At 62.8% G+C, this 14,458-nt stretch carries 17 protein-coding genes, 1 tRNA gene and 1 other RNA gene; 6 read left to right on the top strand and 13 right to left on the bottom strand.

Annotated elements, in window-relative coordinates; translation table 11 throughout:
• The 6 genes from L610_RS09270 to L610_RS09245 all read right to left on the bottom strand — a co-directional run bounded on the left by L610_RS09270 (window position 1) and on the right by L610_RS09245 (window position 7,322).
• Window positions 1-813, bottom strand: coding sequence for an SDR family NAD(P)-dependent oxidoreductase (locus L610_RS09270; protein WP_034329675.1), 813 nt, complete (start codon window positions 811-813; stop codon window positions 1-3).
• 77 nt (window positions 814-890) lie between these two features.
• Window positions 891-1,904 carry a TRAP transporter substrate-binding protein gene (locus L610_RS09265; protein ID WP_024847755.1) on the bottom strand — a complete coding sequence of 338 codons (1,014 nt, stop codon included), beginning with the start codon at window positions 1,902-1,904 and terminating at the stop codon, window positions 891-893.
• Between the two features lie 34 nt (window positions 1,905-1,938).
• Window positions 1,939-3,807, bottom strand: a complete 1,869-nt coding sequence (locus L610_RS09260; protein ID WP_024847754.1) for a TRAP transporter large permease subunit — start codon at window positions 3,805-3,807, stop codon at window positions 1,939-1,941.
• A gap of 515 nt (window positions 3,808-4,322) precedes the next feature.
• Window positions 4,323-5,423, bottom strand: coding sequence for a transglutaminase-like domain-containing protein (locus L610_RS09255; protein WP_144704498.1), 1,101 nt, complete (start codon window positions 5,421-5,423; stop codon window positions 4,323-4,325).
• Window positions 5,420-6,028 carry a TlpA disulfide reductase family protein gene (locus L610_RS09250; protein ID WP_246658973.1) on the bottom strand — a complete coding sequence of 203 codons (609 nt, stop codon included), beginning with the start codon at window positions 6,026-6,028 and terminating at the stop codon, window positions 5,420-5,422. Before L610_RS09250 ends, L610_RS09255 begins: the two co-directional genes overlap by 4 nt.
• Before the next feature lie 193 nt (window positions 6,029-6,221).
• A complete protein-coding gene (locus L610_RS09245) occupies window positions 6,222-7,322 on the bottom strand; it encodes a site-specific integrase (protein ID WP_144704495.1) in 1,101 nt (366 codons plus the stop codon).
• A 21-nt stretch (window positions 7,323-7,343) separates the two neighbouring features.
• Between L610_RS09245 and L610_RS09240 the strand changes: the two genes are divergently transcribed.
• Window positions 7,344-7,428 (top strand) — tRNA-Leu (locus tag L610_RS09240).
• 69 nt (window positions 7,429-7,497) lie between these two features.
• Here the strand turns inward: L610_RS09240 and L610_RS09235 are convergent.
• From L610_RS09235 to L610_RS09220, 5 genes are all read right to left on the bottom strand, one after another.
• Entirely contained in the window at window positions 7,498-7,956 is a 459-nt protein-coding gene (locus L610_RS09235; protein WP_144704492.1) for a helix-turn-helix domain-containing protein, read from the bottom strand.
• Between the two features lie 758 nt (window positions 7,957-8,714).
• Window positions 8,715-9,233, bottom strand: a complete 519-nt coding sequence (locus L610_RS09230; protein WP_144704489.1) for an antirestriction protein ArdA — start codon at window positions 9,231-9,233, stop codon at window positions 8,715-8,717.
• Window positions 9,234-9,260: 27 nt separating this feature from the next.
• The gene (locus tag L610_RS09225; RefSeq protein WP_144704486.1) at window positions 9,261-9,470 is read right to left on the bottom strand and encodes a hypothetical protein; all 210 of its coding nucleotides are present in this window, start codon (window positions 9,468-9,470) and stop codon (window positions 9,261-9,263) included.
• 20 nt (window positions 9,471-9,490) lie between these two features.
• Window positions 9,491-9,652, bottom strand: a complete 162-nt coding sequence (locus tag L610_RS20200; protein ID WP_186441409.1) for a hypothetical protein — start codon at window positions 9,650-9,652, stop codon at window positions 9,491-9,493.
• Window positions 9,653-9,668: 16 nt separating this feature from the next.
• Window positions 9,669-9,747, bottom strand: an RNA gene (locus L610_RS09220) — hammerhead ribozyme type II.
• Window positions 9,748-10,071: 324 nt separating this feature from the next.
• On the opposite strand from L610_RS09220, the gene L610_RS09215 reads away from it, so the two are divergent.
• Entirely contained in the window at window positions 10,072-10,392 is a 321-nt protein-coding gene (locus L610_RS09215; protein ID WP_144704483.1) for a hypothetical protein, read from the top strand.
• 59 nt (window positions 10,393-10,451) lie between these two features.
• Here L610_RS09215 and L610_RS09210 read toward each other — a convergent pair whose 3' ends face one another.
• Window positions 10,452-10,937 carry a hypothetical protein gene (locus L610_RS09210; RefSeq protein ID WP_144704478.1) on the bottom strand — a complete coding sequence of 162 codons (486 nt, stop codon included), beginning with the start codon at window positions 10,935-10,937 and terminating at the stop codon, window positions 10,452-10,454.
• Between the two features lie 181 nt (window positions 10,938-11,118).
• Complete coding sequence (locus L610_RS20195; protein WP_186441407.1) at window positions 11,119-11,259, bottom strand: hypothetical protein; 141 nt, start codon at window positions 11,257-11,259, stop codon at window positions 11,119-11,121.
• 97 nt (window positions 11,260-11,356) lie between these two features.
• On the opposite strand from L610_RS20195, the gene L610_RS09205 reads away from it, so the two are divergent.
• The 4 genes from L610_RS09205 (at window position 11,357) to L610_RS09190 (ending at window position 14,419) form a co-directional block, all read left to right on the top strand.
• Window positions 11,357-11,758, top strand: a complete 402-nt coding sequence (locus tag L610_RS09205; RefSeq protein ID WP_024850032.1) for a transposase — start codon at window positions 11,357-11,359, stop codon at window positions 11,756-11,758.
• Window positions 11,755-12,102 carry an IS66 family insertion sequence element accessory protein TnpB gene (tnpB, locus tag L610_RS09200; protein ID WP_144704475.1) on the top strand — a complete coding sequence of 116 codons (348 nt, stop codon included), beginning with the start codon at window positions 11,755-11,757 and terminating at the stop codon, window positions 12,100-12,102. The genes L610_RS09205 and tnpB overlap by 4 nt, the downstream gene beginning before the upstream one ends.
• A 92-nt stretch (window positions 12,103-12,194) precedes the next feature.
• Window positions 12,195-13,778: an IS66 family transposase gene (locus tag L610_RS09195; RefSeq protein WP_244650305.1), complete on the top strand. Its 1,584-nt coding sequence runs from the start codon at window positions 12,195-12,197 to the stop codon at window positions 13,776-13,778.
• Entirely contained in the window at window positions 13,775-14,419 is a 645-nt protein-coding gene (locus L610_RS09190; protein WP_144704471.1) for a plasmid pRiA4b ORF-3 family protein, read from the top strand. Before L610_RS09195 ends, L610_RS09190 begins: the two co-directional genes overlap by 4 nt.
• The last annotated feature ends 39 nt before the right edge of the window (window positions 14,420-14,458 follow it).

The raw sequence follows: 14,458 nt of genomic DNA, 5'->3' as shown, positions 1-14,458 counted from the left end.
TCAGGCAGGCCCGGCTGCGGCGCAGCTCTGGCCCCCGTCAACGGGCAGGCACACGCCGGTAATGAACTTGGCCTCGTCCGAGGCGAGGAATACGGCTGCGGCAGCGACGTCCCACGCGGTGCCCATCTTACCGAGCGGCACCATCGCGTCGCGCGCAGCGACCATTTCCTCGACCGAGCCGTACTGTCCGGAAATCTGGTTGTAGATCAGCGGCGTGTCGATGAGGCCCGGCATGATGCAGTTGGCTCGGATTCCCTGCCGCGCATACTGCATGGCGAGGGCAACGGTCGCCTGGTTCACCGCCGCCTTGGTCGCGTAGTAGGCGAAGTAGGGGTAGCCGATGTAGCGGATCGCCGCGAGCGAGGAGATGTTGATGATCACGCCGCCGCCGGCCTTGAGCATGTAGGGCAGCACCGCCTTCGAGGTGCGGTAGACCGGGCCGATATTCAGGTCGAGCGCGGCCTGGAATTCCTGCTCGTCGAGCTCCACCGGCCCGCCCATGTGGGTGACGCCGACATTGTTGTGCAGGATCGAGATGCCGCCGAAGGCGTTCGCCACCTTTGCTGCCGCGGCTTCTACCGAGGCAAGGTCGGTAACGTCTGCCTGGACCGAGATCGCTTCATAGCCTTCGTCGCGGATGATCGACGCCGTTTCCTCCGCAGCCTCGGCGACGAGGTCGACGCAGGCGACACGTGCGCCTTCGCGTGCAAATGCCACTGCCGCCGCCTTGCCGTTTCCCCAGCCGGGGCCGGATGAGCCGGCGCCAAACACGATGGCTGATTTTCCTTCGAGACGTCCCTTTACGTTCCGCATCTTTCCCGCACCTACTCAATGCCGACGCAAAAGACGGGCGGGCCAGAGGTCCGCCCGCGATGCTTTCGCTGCCCGAACTAACCGAGTTTGGTGCCGACGGCCTTTTCGAGGATCGCCCAGGCTTCTTCGCCGTAGGTGTTCTTCCACTCGCCGTAGAAGCCGGCATCCGTCAGCTTCTGGCGGAAGGTCGCGGTGTCAGGCTGGTTGATGACCATGCCCTGCTTCTCGAGCTCACCGAGCAGCGAGGCATTGAGCGCAGCCACGTCCTCGCGCTCCTTGACCGCCGCTTCGTTGATGTTCTTCGCCACGATCTCGCGCAAGTCCTCCGGCAGGCGCTCCCAGGCGCGCTTGTTGGCAAGGAACCAGAAGCCGTCCCACATGTGGTTGGTGACGGAGAGGTACTTCTGCACCTCGTAGAGCTTGGCGGTGGAGATGATCGCGAGCGGGTTTTCCTGGCCGTCGACGATGCCGGTCTGCAGTGCCGAATAGACCTCTGCGAAGTTGATCGAGGCCGGGGCGGATTCGAAGGCGGTGAACATCGAGGTCCACAGCGGGCTCACCGGGACGCGGATCTTGAAGCCCTTGAGGTCATCCGCATTGTTGATCGGGCCCACCGACGAGGTGATCTGACGGAAGCCATTGTCCCAGATCTTCTCCATGACGACGAGGTTCGACTTCTCGATTTCCCCGCGTACATAGGCGCCGAGCTCGCCGTCCATTGCCGGCCACACCTGGTCGTAGCTTGGGAAGGCAAAGCCAATGCCGCTGATCGAGGCGTTCGACACAAGCGTCGACAGGATCAGCGGCGACAGGGTGAAGAACTCGACACCGCCGGAGCGCACCTGGCTCAGCATGTCGGTGTCGGCGCCAAGCTGGTTCGACGGGAAGATCTGGATGGCGACGCGCCCCCCGGTCTCTTCACGGATCTTGTCGACCGCTTCCTGCGCGCGCACGTTCATCGGGTGCGAGATCGGCAGGTTGTTGGCGTATTTGTAGTTGAACTCGGCAGTCTGAGCGCCGGCGTAGCGGATGGTCGATACCAGCGGCAGGGCGGACGCGCCCAGCACTAGGGTTCTGCGATTGATCTTCATGCAGGTTTCCTCCTCCTCATTATGATTTCTGGTTTCACAGGTATGCGATCGACAGCGCCGGCACGGCGGCGATGACGAGCAGCCCGACGATCAGCGCGCCGAGATAGGGCCAGATCGCGCCCATCGCCTCGTCGGGCGAGACCTGGCCGATCTTGCAGGCGATGTAGAAGCCGATGCCGATCGGGGGCGCCATCAGGCCGACATTCATCGCGGTCACCACCACCATCGAGTAGTGCACGTCGTGGATGCCGAGCTGCTTGGCGATCGGGAACATCAGCGGCGCCATCAGCACGATCGCCGGCAGGCCCTCGAGCACGCAGCCGAGCACGACGAACACCGCGATGGTGACCAGCATGAAGGCGAACCAGCCGCCCGGCAGCTCGCGCATGTAGCCGGCGAGCTGGTGGGCAAAGCCGGTCTGAGTCAGCGCCCAGGCCATCGCCGAGGCCGTCCCGAGGATCAGCAGGATCGCACCGGACAATGCCGCCGTCTCGACGAGCATGGCGTAGATCTTTGCCGGCCGGATGCCGCCATAGAGCACGATGCCGATGACGAAGGCGTAGAGCACGGCGATGGTCGACACCTCCGTCGCCGTCGCGATGCCGCCGCCGACAGCGCCGCGGATCAGGAACGGTAGCAGCAGGGCAGGGGCTGCAATCAGCAGCGCCGTCCAGATGACACGCAACGACGCGCGCTTCACGCCTTCCATGCTCTCGTGGCGCGCTTTCCAGCGGGCGAGCACGGCCAGCGCCAGCAGCAGCACGATCGCAATGACGAAACCGCTGGTGAAGAGGGCTGCGATCGAAACGCCCGCGACCGAGCCTAACACGATCAGCACGATCGACGGCGGTACCGTGTCGGCCATCGCAGCGCCGGTGGCCAGCAGTGCGATCATCTCCTTAGGCTTGTGGCCACGTCGCTTCATTTCCGGGAACAGGGCAGGGGCGACCGTTGCCATGTCGGAGACTTTCGATCCCGAAATGCCCGAGACGAGGAACAGCGAACCAAGCAGGACGTAGGACATGCCGGCGCGCACGTGCCCCAACAGCGAGGCCATGAACTCGACGATTGCCTTGCCCATGCCAGTGGCGTCGAGGATGCAGCCGAGCAGTACGAAGATCGGAACCGACAGCAGGATCAGGCTCGACATGCCTTCGTCCATGCGCCCGATCATCACCATCATCGGCACATGGGTCGTCAGCGTCAGGAATGCGATCGTTCCCATGCCGAAGCAGAAGGCGATAGGTACGCCGAGGACCAGGCAAAGCGCGGCCAGTCCCACCAGGAAAATCAGGATGTTGACGTTGCCGAGGCTCATGAAGAACGGCGACAGCCACCAGCCGATGGCGCCGAGCAACGCCACCAGCGCAGCCGCCTTGACGATGTCGGCGATGCTCGAGCTTGCGAACAGGTGGCGAAGCGCCACCAGCATCATCAGCACGATGCCGACCACAAGCGCCGAGACGCGGTAGCTGACCGAGATCTTCAGCGCCGGCGAGGTGATGAAGGATTCTTCCCGCACATATTCGATGGCGGGCATGATGAGTGCCGCGAGCACGACGATGACGACGACCATCGCGAGCGTGTCGATGAAGCTGCGCAACCGTTCAGGAAAGAGTGCCGCGAAGACGGTGAGGCGCAGGTGCTCGTTGCGGTCGACCGCAATCGCCGAACCCAGCATCGCCAGCCACAGGAAGGAGATCGACGCTGCCTCGTCGATCCAGACGATTGGCGTGTGCAGGACGTAACGGGCGACGACCCCGGTGAGCAGCAGGCCGACGATGATGACGAGGAGTATCGATGCGACCACCTCGACGGGCTTCATTAGCGCCGAGCCGGGGCGTGCGCCCTCGACCTCGGCGTGGCTTTCGACAGAAAAAGCGTCCTCGTCGGTTGCCGCCATTGCGGTCGCTCCTCCCAGATCCGACGGCAACTCCCCGAATTTCCTCCTGCGCCTCCACGCGGAAAACAATCCGGATGAGTCCCCCTCTGCACGGCCGCTTGTGCGATCCTCGTGCTTAACCGGTGATCCACATCGTGGACCACCAAGCTCCTCCAAGTTGAGGTTTGCACATCCAAAGTGAGAGATCAATATTCTTGGAAGAAGCGATGAGGTCCATATTGCGAACCTATTTGTGTCTGCGTAGTCTTTGTTGAGAAGGGTGCTGACACCAGAACTTACGCAACGGAAGAAGCGGCGACTTCCGGTCCGCAATGCTTTAGGGGCACGATAAGCTGAAAATGGTCAGGCCGAAATGGCGGCCTGTGGGGACCTTTGGTGCCGACGAGAATGGGCATCCGCGTCGGCAGGTTGAAGTGACGCAATCGACCTAAAACAGGCGTAATCGCAACAACGCCCAGATCGTGATGTTGAGGCTGTCAGGGGCAGGCTCGTGCCGCCCACCCCCCAATATCCAATCAGGAAGCGATCTCCGCCGAAGTGATCGTGTACTTGAAGGTATCCGGGTCAAGCGAATCGAGAAGTTCGCCGCCGACCTCGGCCTGCGGGTACATTAGAAACGCCACCTTGTGCTGCGAACCCGGCAGCACCAGGTCGTGGGCGGTGTTGTAGGCAAGCCAGTTGCCCTCCCAGGCGCCGAACAGCTTTTCGCGCGCCGCGACAACGACCGGCGCATCGATCGGATTGTCCGCTGGCGGTTCTTCCAGCATCACCTTGCGCACGTCCGCCGGATCGACAGCGACCCAGCCATAGCCGGTAAGATACACTTCCGCCCGGCAGTGCTGTGCCTTGGTGACGTTCTCCGAACCGGCGCCGAGGCTCTTGTAGCCAAACCGGGACGGGGCGACGCGCAGACCGTAGACGTCGCGTGCCGGAAGGCCAGATGCCCGTGCCAGCGCCACATAGAGCGCGTTGAGGTCCGCGCACTTGCCGCCCAGGTTGCCCGACTCCAGCATGCTCGCAACGTCGCCCGTGCCGCAGCCGCGTACCGACTTGTCGCGGTGGCAATTCTCGACGATCCAGTCATAGATCGCGCGGGCCCTGGCGACCTCGTCGCCGGCGCCGCCGGTGATCTTGTCGGCCGTCTCCTTGACTATCCCGTCGGTCGGCATCAGTTCGGTCGGCTCGAGGAACAACTGCCGCTCAGAATCACTCAGCGACGCCGCAGCCCTCGTGCCGCCGAACGGCGCCCCGCGGTCCTGTGTCCTGATCCGGCTCCTCACTTCGATCACACCAGGCTCGTTGCCGACGGCAAAGTTCGCGCGCAACAATTTTGCGCCGTACTTTGGGTCGGTGATCATTTCGGCGGAGGCCGCATTGCTCGACCACTCGTCTCCCTCGGGCACAATCCACGCATCTTCCGTCAGCGACGGCAGCGGCACCCAGACGTGGGCGGCCTTGCCCGCATCCGCCAGCTCAATGCGCGTTGTGATGCTGAAGGTGCGCCACTTACCGGGCTGGGGGTCGAATTTCACTTCGGCCCTTGCCACGTTTGGCAGCATCAATGCAGCTGCGGAAAAAGCGGCCGTTCCGGCCAGGAATTCACGCCGACTTGTCATTCACTTTCCTCCCTTTGCTGGTTGCATGCTGGCTGCCCCTCGGCGGGCGTTTGGATGGCTTGGTCAAGGGTGGTGGCGACTTCGGCACTGTCCCATGCGATGTCGCCTCGCACGTGCAGGACGGGCGTGAGACCGCAGGCCAGCACGAAGCTCGTCGGCRGCGCGGTGACCTGCCACGTCTTCGTCACCGCGCGATCGCGATCGAGCAGGACCGGAAAATTGACAGGATGCTTTCGTAGGAAGTTGCGCACGCGCGCGTCGATTTCGCCGACGTCGATGGCAAGGATCGCGAGGCCACTGTACTTGCGGTTGGTAAGCCGCTCCAGCGAGCCGAGCTCCTCGACGCAGGGCTCGCACCATGTGGCGAAGAAATGGACGATGACGGGCTTGCCGAGGTAGCCCTCAAGCGTCAGCTTCTCGCCATCCAGGACATCCAGTGTCCACGCAGGCTTCGGCCCACCCTGCCAGGGCTCAAGCGCAAACTGCGGCGACGCCAGGACACGGCTTCCAAGCGCCACACTCACGACGACCGCGGCGAGAACCACGCGGAATAGCTTGCCTTGAAGACGCGAGCCCCGAACCTCGGGAGCCAAATGGCTGACCACGCCAAAGCCTAGCCCAGCACTATTGGTTGTCAAGTTAAGGGGATTGGGTGCGCCTCTGAGGGCTGATGGTGCGGGTGGAGGGACTTGAACCCCCACGCCTCTCGGCGCCAGAACCTAAATCTAACGCGCGTGATATACTGAGGGCGAATTAGCTAGGTAGGCGAATGGGTTAGCGCCATCCATCCACGGAATACTATGCACCACACAGGGCCATGTGGCGCGGGGTTGTGGCGTGTGGCGTGGCCGGGTGTGGCGTGGCGTCACCGCCCTTAGAAGTTTCTGATGCGCCCATGCTCGCCGCCAGCCGCTCGATTGCCGAGAACAGCGACCGCTCGGACAGGTGGATGTAACGCATGGTGGTCTCGATGCGGGTGTGTCCGGCCAGAGCTTGAATGACCTGAGCGGACACGTCGAGGTCGGCCAGCCGGGAGCAGAAGGTGTGACGCATCGTGTGCGGCACGAACTCTTCATCGTCCGCGTACCCGAGAGCCGACCGCATCTTGTTCCAGTGCCAGTTGATCTGGTCCTTGGTCATGGGGAAAAGCTCCCGGTCATGAAGGCGCTTGCGGCGCTCCAGTACGTCACGGGCGCGCGGGGTGAGGGGCACCGCACGGCGCTTGCGGTTCTTGGTGTCGTAGACCGAAGCCTTCCGGTGGTCCACGTCATGGGCCAGCAGCTTCAAGACCTCGGACTGGCGGAAGCCGCAGTCGATGGACACGACCACGTAGTCGTGCATGTCCATGTCCCCGGCACCGATGAACCAGTCCAGCATCTTACGCTCTTCCTCGGGCGAGAACACGCGGATGCGGCCCTCGCTCTCCTTGAAGTGCTTGATGTTGACCATCCGGTCGGTCCAGCCGCGCTTGTAGGCGAGCCGGAGGATGACCCGGAGGGTGGACATCTTCTTGTTGACCGTGCTGTCGGGGTAGGTGTCCCTCAGCTGCGCGACCAGCATGTCCGTGGTGTGGTCCGTGATCTTCCGGTAGTCCTTCTCGGGACCAATCCACTCGATCATGTGGTTGACGTTGATCTTCATGGTCTTCTCGGACCTCGTACCGCGCCAGTGGTGCTCGAACACGTACTCAGCGAGTTCCTTGAAGGTGGAAGGGCGGTAGTCATCGGAGGTCAAGGCGACCGAAGGGGCCATCTCAGGCGAGCGGCCCTGAGACAGAGCCGTCTTGGTCTCGACCAGCCACCGCTCGGCTTCGAGCCTCGTCGGGAACTGACGACGATAACGCGCACCTTTGTAGTGGACTGTCGCTTGAAACGATTGACCGCGCTGCTTAATGGACATAGCAAGCTACCTCCTAGTGCTGCCCGGTTGGCGAAATTGGTAGACGCACTTGACTTAGGATCAAGCGCCGAGAGGCATGGGGGTTCAAGTCCCTCACCGGGCACCATCGGGAATCCCCCAAGCCCCATCCCCCGGAGGGGACAGGGCGTAAACATCCGGGATGGATGGGTAGAGCTTAGGTGCGCTTTCTAGACTGCTTCTGAGCGTCTCGCTCGGCCTTGGCCTTCTCCGCAGCCTCTTGGTGCATACGTGCCACTTCCACACGGGCGTCCGTGTCTCGGTCGAACGAGAAGTCAGGGTCTATGGCGCGCATAAGCTGGGTGACGAATACCTTTCCCTTTTGAGTCAGGAAGATCGCCCTCCGTCGCGGCTCTCTTGGATCGATCACCGCTTCGACCAGTCCTAGTCCCGGCTTGCCCAGCCGGTGATACTCAGAGAGTGCAGCTACGTTTCGAGAGCATGAAGATTGAGCCAAGTCCACTTCCTCGGCCAGCTCCGCCATGGTTAAGCCGGGACGGCGCGCTATCGCGAGCAACACGTCAGCCATCTGCATCGGCATGTCGGTCTGATGCTTACGGAGTAGCTGGATAAACTTCGACGCTCGATTGTACGTCTCGCTGCCAGTCTTCGTCATAAGAAAGTCCCCTGTCTTAAAGGCACTCTAGTCTCCCGGAGGGAGCACCATATAGTGCCATTTGTCCATCATATCCAGACTCGGAATGTTTTCGACCTGTGGATTAATCAACTCAGCGTGAGGCTGGTTGATGTCACTCTGTGCCCCCCGATGCGTTAGTGCGACCGCACCGATGAGGCCAATCGAAGCTGCCGCCCCCACGGCCAGCAACGACTTCCTGCTTGCGCCCCCGCGCTCGGCTGGCGAGCAGGTCAACTGGAGGTAGCCAAGGAAAATCTCCCGGTCTCCTCTTGGGTAGCGGATCGAACCCCAACCGACCCACTCCCTACGCACTTCGATGAATGCACTCCCAATCAACGGGACAGAAATGTAGGCGTCCATGTCTAACCGTCTCACTCCAGTCACCCATCTCCCTCATAAAGCAGAGATGAACGAGAACCACGAATAACTATCCACGCATGGATTCGCAACTGTTCTTGCGTTGCTATCCACGACCGCCGTCCAATCCTGTTATGGATTTAGGGCGACCTGTGAATAGTCTGCCTCGAAGTCTTCCAGCCGAGGTTCAGTGCGAACGTGGCCCCCGTCACGCGGCACTGGTAGTAGACGAGGCGCTGGCCGTTCGGGAGCCAGCGTTGCTTCATCTTACGGTAGCGGTTGGGGGAGGGCCTTCCCGGCCCCCATCCAGTCTTCTTACTGTTGCCCTGCTGGGCGCGTAGAGCTTCCATGCTGGCCTCCCTCAGTAGACCGCACTTGGCTCAGGCGTGGAAGATCGCCACGCGACCGCTTTTGAGGTCGATGACGTTCAGGTCCATCCGCAGATCGCGGGCGAACGCCTCATAGTCGAAGTAGCGAGCTGCTAGGGTGTCCTGCTGCCCAAGAGCGGCCAGCTGCTCATCCGCGAACTCATCCGCGTAGTCCCGGAAGCTGTCGTAGACGCCGATCAGCCTATCCTCCAGCAGCTCCCGCGCCTCATCAGGCCCGTCCACTTCCTGCACGATGTCGATCAGGTCATAGAGGTCGATCCACGGATAGTCCTCGACCAGTTCCATGAAGGACGCGACCGCCTCCAGCCCGGAGAACTCCCCAATGGTGTTCGGAAGGTCCTCGGTGTCATGGATGGCCCATTCTTCGGCGTCCGGGACCGGGCTGCTGGCGAGAACAGCCCGAACCTCCTGCTGCATGGCCTCGGTGTCCCGGCTGGCGTTTATCCAGCGACCGTGCAGGATGCCGTTGTTGTATGCCGCAAGGCAGGCGACGTAGATGCGTGAAGTCATGGCGAAATGCTCTTAATGAGGGGAAAATCAGGCGTGACAAATTCCGGCCTCGATCAGCCGGTGAGCGGTTCGACCGAATGAGCCTTGCAGCGACCACGCAAGGCCGGTGTCGATCAGGTGTTGCCAAGCGGAGACGACCACATCCTCGGTCACTTCCTCGGCGCTCAGGCCAGCCAGCTCAAAATTGCCCTCGGCGACCATCGTTGCATCGAAGGCGGTCCACTCACGTCCCGTCATAGCGATCTCCCTTGTGCCCATTAGTCCCGGAGCGCGCGCAGCTGTGCCCGCGCCTCTGCCAGTTCCTCGGCAAGTGCCAAGCTCTCTTCCGTCCCGGACTCGCAGGCGAGGTATTCTTCCCGGATAGCCTCGATGTACGCCTTGAGGGCTTCGCGTTCGTGTTCGATGTCGATCAGGTACATTCGCGCTAACTCCCATTAATCGCTGCTCATCAGGCCCTAGGCGCGACCCTAGGACGACCATCAGGCGAGCCACTGGCCCGCCTTAGGTTTCGCATCCATGGGTGGATAGATCAGGCCGCAGAAGCAGCCGCAGCACGGCGGGTATCCACGATCTCGACCGTTCCGCAGGCATAGTCGCGACTCCCCTACGGGCACTGGAGCGACCAGAGGATGTAGGGCCAATGTTGTCAGCCCGAATGTGGTTCAGGGCTGCGGCAGAAGAGGCGGGGATATTGATGGACGCGCCGCCGAAGTCGCTCGGCCTTGCCGCCTTCAAGACACCCCAATGGAGACGCCGTAAAAGGGCCTAGGGGCCGCCACTCGGCAGAGTGGAATTGCTGGGATACCATGGCCTCAGATTACTGGGTGGGGAGAGGGCTATGCCCCTGATCGTTCTCATTCTAGTCCTTGGCCTGTGGTTCGCCTTTGGTAGCGCGCTAGTGACCATAGCGAACTGGTTCTGGGGTGAAGACGCAGCACCGTGGGAGTGGGTCGTCCTCCACTACTACCCCAACCGCCACGATCTGATCGTCGGAGAGAGGATTGAGGGGTTCGTGAGCGTAGAAGAGTGTCCGAGAGCGGCACTCACTTTGGCCGCGTCCAACAATGACCCCGGCTTGAGAAGGGGCGACTACGAGTGCGGCGTGCAGGAACTTGAGAAACTGGGCGACGTCAGCGTCTACCGTCTGCCCGTTCGATAAGGTTAGCCGGTCCCTCTCTAGCCCGCCTCCCTGCGGGGTGGTCTACCGCCTCTTCTGAGTCACGGTCTCCACCTTCCTGCCCGTCTTCCGGCAATCTTCCAGTACGTGTACCCGGCGACCAGTCCAGCCACGCACATCATGAGACCCCACGTTTCAAGAATACGGAGAGGGGTATGGAATCTGTGACTGCCGGACCAGAGCAAGCTAACGATGAAGCTGACGCTCGATGTAACGAGCCCAGTTGCGAGGTAGACCACACGGCTTTGGATTGCCCATAGCTCGGTCACGAAGATCATGAGCGTTGCGGGAATGAAGGAGAGAAAGACCACAAATGCGGTTGCCATTCCAACGTGCACGACCGCTAAGAACATTGCGTCGCTCAGTGACAGGCTGGAGCCGGGGTCGCTCACCGCAGGAACGGTAAGAAAACATCCGATAACAATGCCCGCCACGAAGCAGGCCATCAGGTAGCCGCCTAAAACCCGTTTGAGGGTCCTGTAGTAACGCGGCCAAGACGATTGGCTATTGGTGGGCATGGTAGTCATCGGGAGACCATCCTGTTGCTTGAGAGGGGCCTTCTGCGGCTACGCTGCTCAGGACGATCGGCAATGAACGTTGAGAATGGATGAAGAAGGGGAAGGGGGAGAGCCATCGCTCCTCGGTGGTTAGCCCAAGGTTGACACTCCCCAGCCGAGCGGTAGCGAGTGCTGGGGAGGGGCGGGACGATCATCGAACGGGATAGTACCAGTCGCTGCGGGGACCATCTCCGATGAACAGGACGTAGAAGATGGCGATGCCGATGAGGATGAAGGCCCACCGTGGTCCATTGCCGGAATCAGCCTTCAACCAAGAAACGATCTGCTTCATGGTCAAACACCTATCAGGGGTATCCCTCCGGTGACGGCCGCCTTGCGGTCTGAGGGCGAACGTCGGAAGTCCTAGGGACAATCCTAGGAGTAGCCCTATGACGATGCCGCGAGTGGAGGTGATCACGTCGGTCGAGAGACGGCGCCGCTGGTCGCGTGAGGAGAAGGAGCGCCTGGTGGTGGCATCTTTCGAGCCTGGCGTGACGGCCTCGGAGGTCGCGCGATCGGCGGGCATTCACGTCAGCCAGCTCTTCCGATGGCGCAAGGAGCTGTGTGATCGGGTCGATGTTGGCGCCACGCAATTGGTCCCGGTCGAGATCGTCCCTGCCGCCCAGCCGCCCGTCGTTGAGACGCCGGCATCATCGGCGTCTCCCAACCGACGTCGCCGCAAGAGCGGCATCATCGAGATCGAGCTTGGCGGCGGGCGCCGTGTCCGTGTTGATCGCGACGTGGATGGCGAGGCGCTGCGGCGCGTGCTGGACGCGCTCGGGTTGCGATGATCCCGGTTCCGAGCGGCGTGCGGGTGTGGCTGGCGACGGGTCACACCGACATGAGGAAGGGCTTTCCGGGCCTGGCATTGGTAGTGCAGGAGACGCTGAAGCGTGATCCGCACAATGGTCACCTGTTCGTCTTCCGTGGTCGTCGCGGCGATCTGATCAAGGTGCTTTGGCACGACGGCCAGGGCGCCTGCTTGTTCTGCAAGCGGCTGGAACGGGGGCGCTTCATCTGGCCATCGCCGGCCGACGGCGTCGTGACGATCACGCCGGCCCAACTCGGCTATCTACTCGAAGGCATCGACTGGCGCATGCCGCAGAAGACCTGGCGGCCGACGGCGACCGGCTGACGATTTGGTCTTGCACATGGCGGTGGATATGATTCCATTTCCATATGCCCGACGCTGAATCGCTCCCTTCCGACCTCGCCGCCGCCCACGCGATGATCCTGGCGGAGCGCGCCGCACGCATCGAGGCCGAAGCTCTTGCCGCCCACGCGGCGGCGGTCAGCTCCGGAACGGAGGCGTTGATTGCACGACTGAAGCTGGAGATCGAGAAGCTCAGGCGCGAACTCTACGGCAGCCGCTCGGAGCGCAAGGCCCGGCTGCTCGAGCAGATGGAGCTTCAGCTCGAGGATCTGGAAGCTGATGCTGTTGAGGACGAACTTTCTGCCGAAAGGGCGGCTTCCCGGTCACAGACGGTCCGCTCGTTCGAGCGCCGGCGCCCGTCGCGCAAGCCGTTCCCGGAGCACCTGCCGCGCGAGCGCGTCGTGATCGCCGCACCCGAGAGCTGCCCCTGCTGCGGCTCGACCAGGCTGTCGAAGCTAGGCGAGAACGTGACCGAGACGCTGGAGGTGATCCCGCGTCGGTGGAAGGTCATCCAGACGGTGCGCGAGAAGTTCTCGTGCCGCCAGTGCGAGACGATCACCCAGCCGCCGGCGCCGTTCCACGTCACGCCGCGCGGCTTCGCCGGGCCGAACCTGCTGGCGATGGTGCTGTTCGAGAAGTTCGGCCAGCATCAGCCGCTGAGCCGGCAGAGCGAGCGCTATGCCCGCGAAGGTGTCGAGCTGAGCCTGTCGACGCTGGCCGATCAGGTCGGCGCATGCGCGGCGGTGCTGCGTCCGCTGCATGCGCTCATCGAGGAGCATGTGCTCTCGGCGGAACGGCTTCACGGCGACGACACGACGGTGCCGATCCTGGCGAAGGGCAAGACCGACACCGGCCGGGCCTGGGTCTATGTCCGCGACGATCGGCCCTTCGGCGGGACATCGCCACCTGCAGCCCTGTTCCACGCATCGCGCGACCGGTCTGGCGATCACCCCGAGCGGCACCTGAAGCAGTTTACCGGCATTCTGCAGGCCGATGCCTATGCCGGTTACAACCGGCTCTACCTCGTCGACCGCAAGCCCGGACCGGTGATGGAAGCGCTCTGCTGGAGCCATGCGCGGCGCAAGTTCTTCGTGCTCGCCGACATCGCCGCCAACGCGCGTCGCGGCAAGACCGCGCCGCCGATCTCACCGATCGCCTTCGAGGCCGTGAGGCGCATCGATATCCTGTTCGACATCGAGCGCGACATCAACGGGCTGCCTGCCCAGCAACGTCTTGCCGCGCGTCAGGAACGGAGTGCGCCGCTCGTCGCCGAACTGGAAGAGTGGATGCGTGGCGAGCGGGCCAGGCTCTCGCGCCATGCGCCCGCCGCCCAGGCGATCGACTACATGCTCAAGCGCTGGAATGGCTTCACACGCTTCCTCCAGGACGGGCGCGTCTGCCTCACGAACAATGCGGCCGAACGGGCGCTGCGCGGTCTGGCACTGGGCAGGAAGTCCTGGCTCTTCGCCGGGTCGGACCGCGGCGCCGATCGCGCGGCGATCATGTACACGCTGATCGCAACCGCCAAGCTCAACGACGTCGACCCGCAGGCCTGGCTGGCCGACGTGCTCGCCCGCATCGCCGACACGCCGCAGGGCCGCCTGGCCGATCTCCTGCCGTGGAACTGGAAGGCGCAATCTGCAAGACTGGCCGCATGAGCCCGTCCCCGAAGATCGCCGCATCCGACAGCCTCAACGAGATCGCCACGGTCCGCGTCGAACTGCGCGACACCGATCCCCTGATCTGGCGCGAGGTCGAGGTGCTGACCTCGATCACGCTGAAGGTGCTGCACGACATCATCCAGGCCGTGATGGGCTGGTTCGACTACCATCTGTGGGAGTTCACCATCGGCAAGCAGAGATACGGCCTGCCGATGGACGAGGACTGGGGAACGGCGCCGCGCAAGGACGCCGCCAAAGTGCGCCTGCGCGATGTGCTCAAGCCGCGCAGGACGACGATCGACTACCTCTACGACTTCGGCGACAGCTGGGAGCTTCGGCTCACCGTGACCGGCGTCAGGGCCGGCCATCCCGAGACCTCCTATCCGCGCTATCTCGGCGGCGAGAGGAACGCCCCACCCGAGGATTGCGGTGGCATTCCAGGCTTCTACGACATGCTCGACGCGCTGGCCGACCCCGACCACCCCAACCATGCCGACGCAACCGAATGGGCCGACGACTACGATCCCGACACCATCGACGAACTCCCGATCAAATACGCGCTCTTGCGCATCGCGAACCGACGAAACCCAGCCAAGGCGCGATTGATCAACAAAGCCCCGCCGAAACCCGATAACTGATCACGCCGCCATAACCGCGGTCCTCACCGGACGGTTACT

The organism is Aminobacter sp. J44, from assembly GCF_007829415.1.
Classification (GTDB): Bacteria; Pseudomonadota; Alphaproteobacteria; order Rhizobiales; family Rhizobiaceae; genus Aerobium.
Note: the sequence above shows the minus strand (reverse complement) of the source record. Positions and strands in the feature narration are given on the sequence as shown.

Coding starts and splice junctions, on each gene's coding strand:
- L610_RS09270 (WP_034329675.1), bottom strand. CDS start 813: ATGCGGAACGTAAAGGGACGTCTCGAAGGAAAATCAGCCATCGTGTTT.
- L610_RS09265 (WP_024847755.1), bottom strand. CDS start 1,904: ATGAAGATCAATCGCAGAACCCTAGTGCTGGGCGCGTCCGCCCTGCCG.
- L610_RS09260 (WP_024847754.1), bottom strand. CDS start 3,807: ATGGCGGCAACCGACGAGGACGCTTTTTCTGTCGAAAGCCACGCCGAG.
- L610_RS09255 (WP_144704498.1), bottom strand. CDS start 5,423: ATGACAAGTCGGCGTGAATTCCTGGCCGGAACGGCCGCTTTTTCCGCA.
- L610_RS09245 (WP_144704495.1), bottom strand. CDS start 7,322: ATGTCCATTAAGCAGCGCGGTCAATCGTTTCAAGCGACAGTCCACTAC.
- L610_RS09235 (WP_144704492.1), bottom strand. CDS start 7,956: ATGACGAAGACTGGCAGCGAGACGTACAATCGAGCGTCGAAGTTTATC.
- L610_RS09230 (WP_144704489.1), bottom strand. CDS start 9,233: ATGACTTCACGCATCTACGTCGCCTGCCTTGCGGCATACAACAACGGC.
- L610_RS09225 (WP_144704486.1), bottom strand. CDS start 9,470: ATGACGGGACGTGAGTGGACCGCCTTCGATGCAACGATGGTCGCCGAG.
- L610_RS20200 (WP_186441409.1), bottom strand. CDS start 9,652: ATGTACCTGATCGACATCGAACACGAACGCGAAGCCCTCAAGGCGTAC.
- L610_RS09215 (WP_144704483.1), top strand. CDS start 10,072: ATGCCCCTGATCGTTCTCATTCTAGTCCTTGGCCTGTGGTTCGCCTTT.
- L610_RS09210 (WP_144704478.1), bottom strand. CDS start 10,937: ATGACTACCATGCCCACCAATAGCCAATCGTCTTGGCCGCGTTACTAC.
- L610_RS20195 (WP_186441407.1), bottom strand. CDS start 11,259: ATGAAGCAGATCGTTTCTTGGTTGAAGGCTGATTCCGGCAATGGACCA.
- L610_RS09205 (WP_024850032.1), top strand. CDS start 11,357: ATGACGATGCCGCGAGTGGAGGTGATCACGTCGGTCGAGAGACGGCGC.
- tnpB (WP_144704475.1), top strand. CDS start 11,755: ATGATCCCGGTTCCGAGCGGCGTGCGGGTGTGGCTGGCGACGGGTCAC.
- L610_RS09195 (WP_244650305.1), top strand. CDS start 12,195: ATGATCCTGGCGGAGCGCGCCGCACGCATCGAGGCCGAAGCTCTTGCC.
- L610_RS09190 (WP_144704471.1), top strand. CDS start 13,775: ATGAGCCCGTCCCCGAAGATCGCCGCATCCGACAGCCTCAACGAGATC.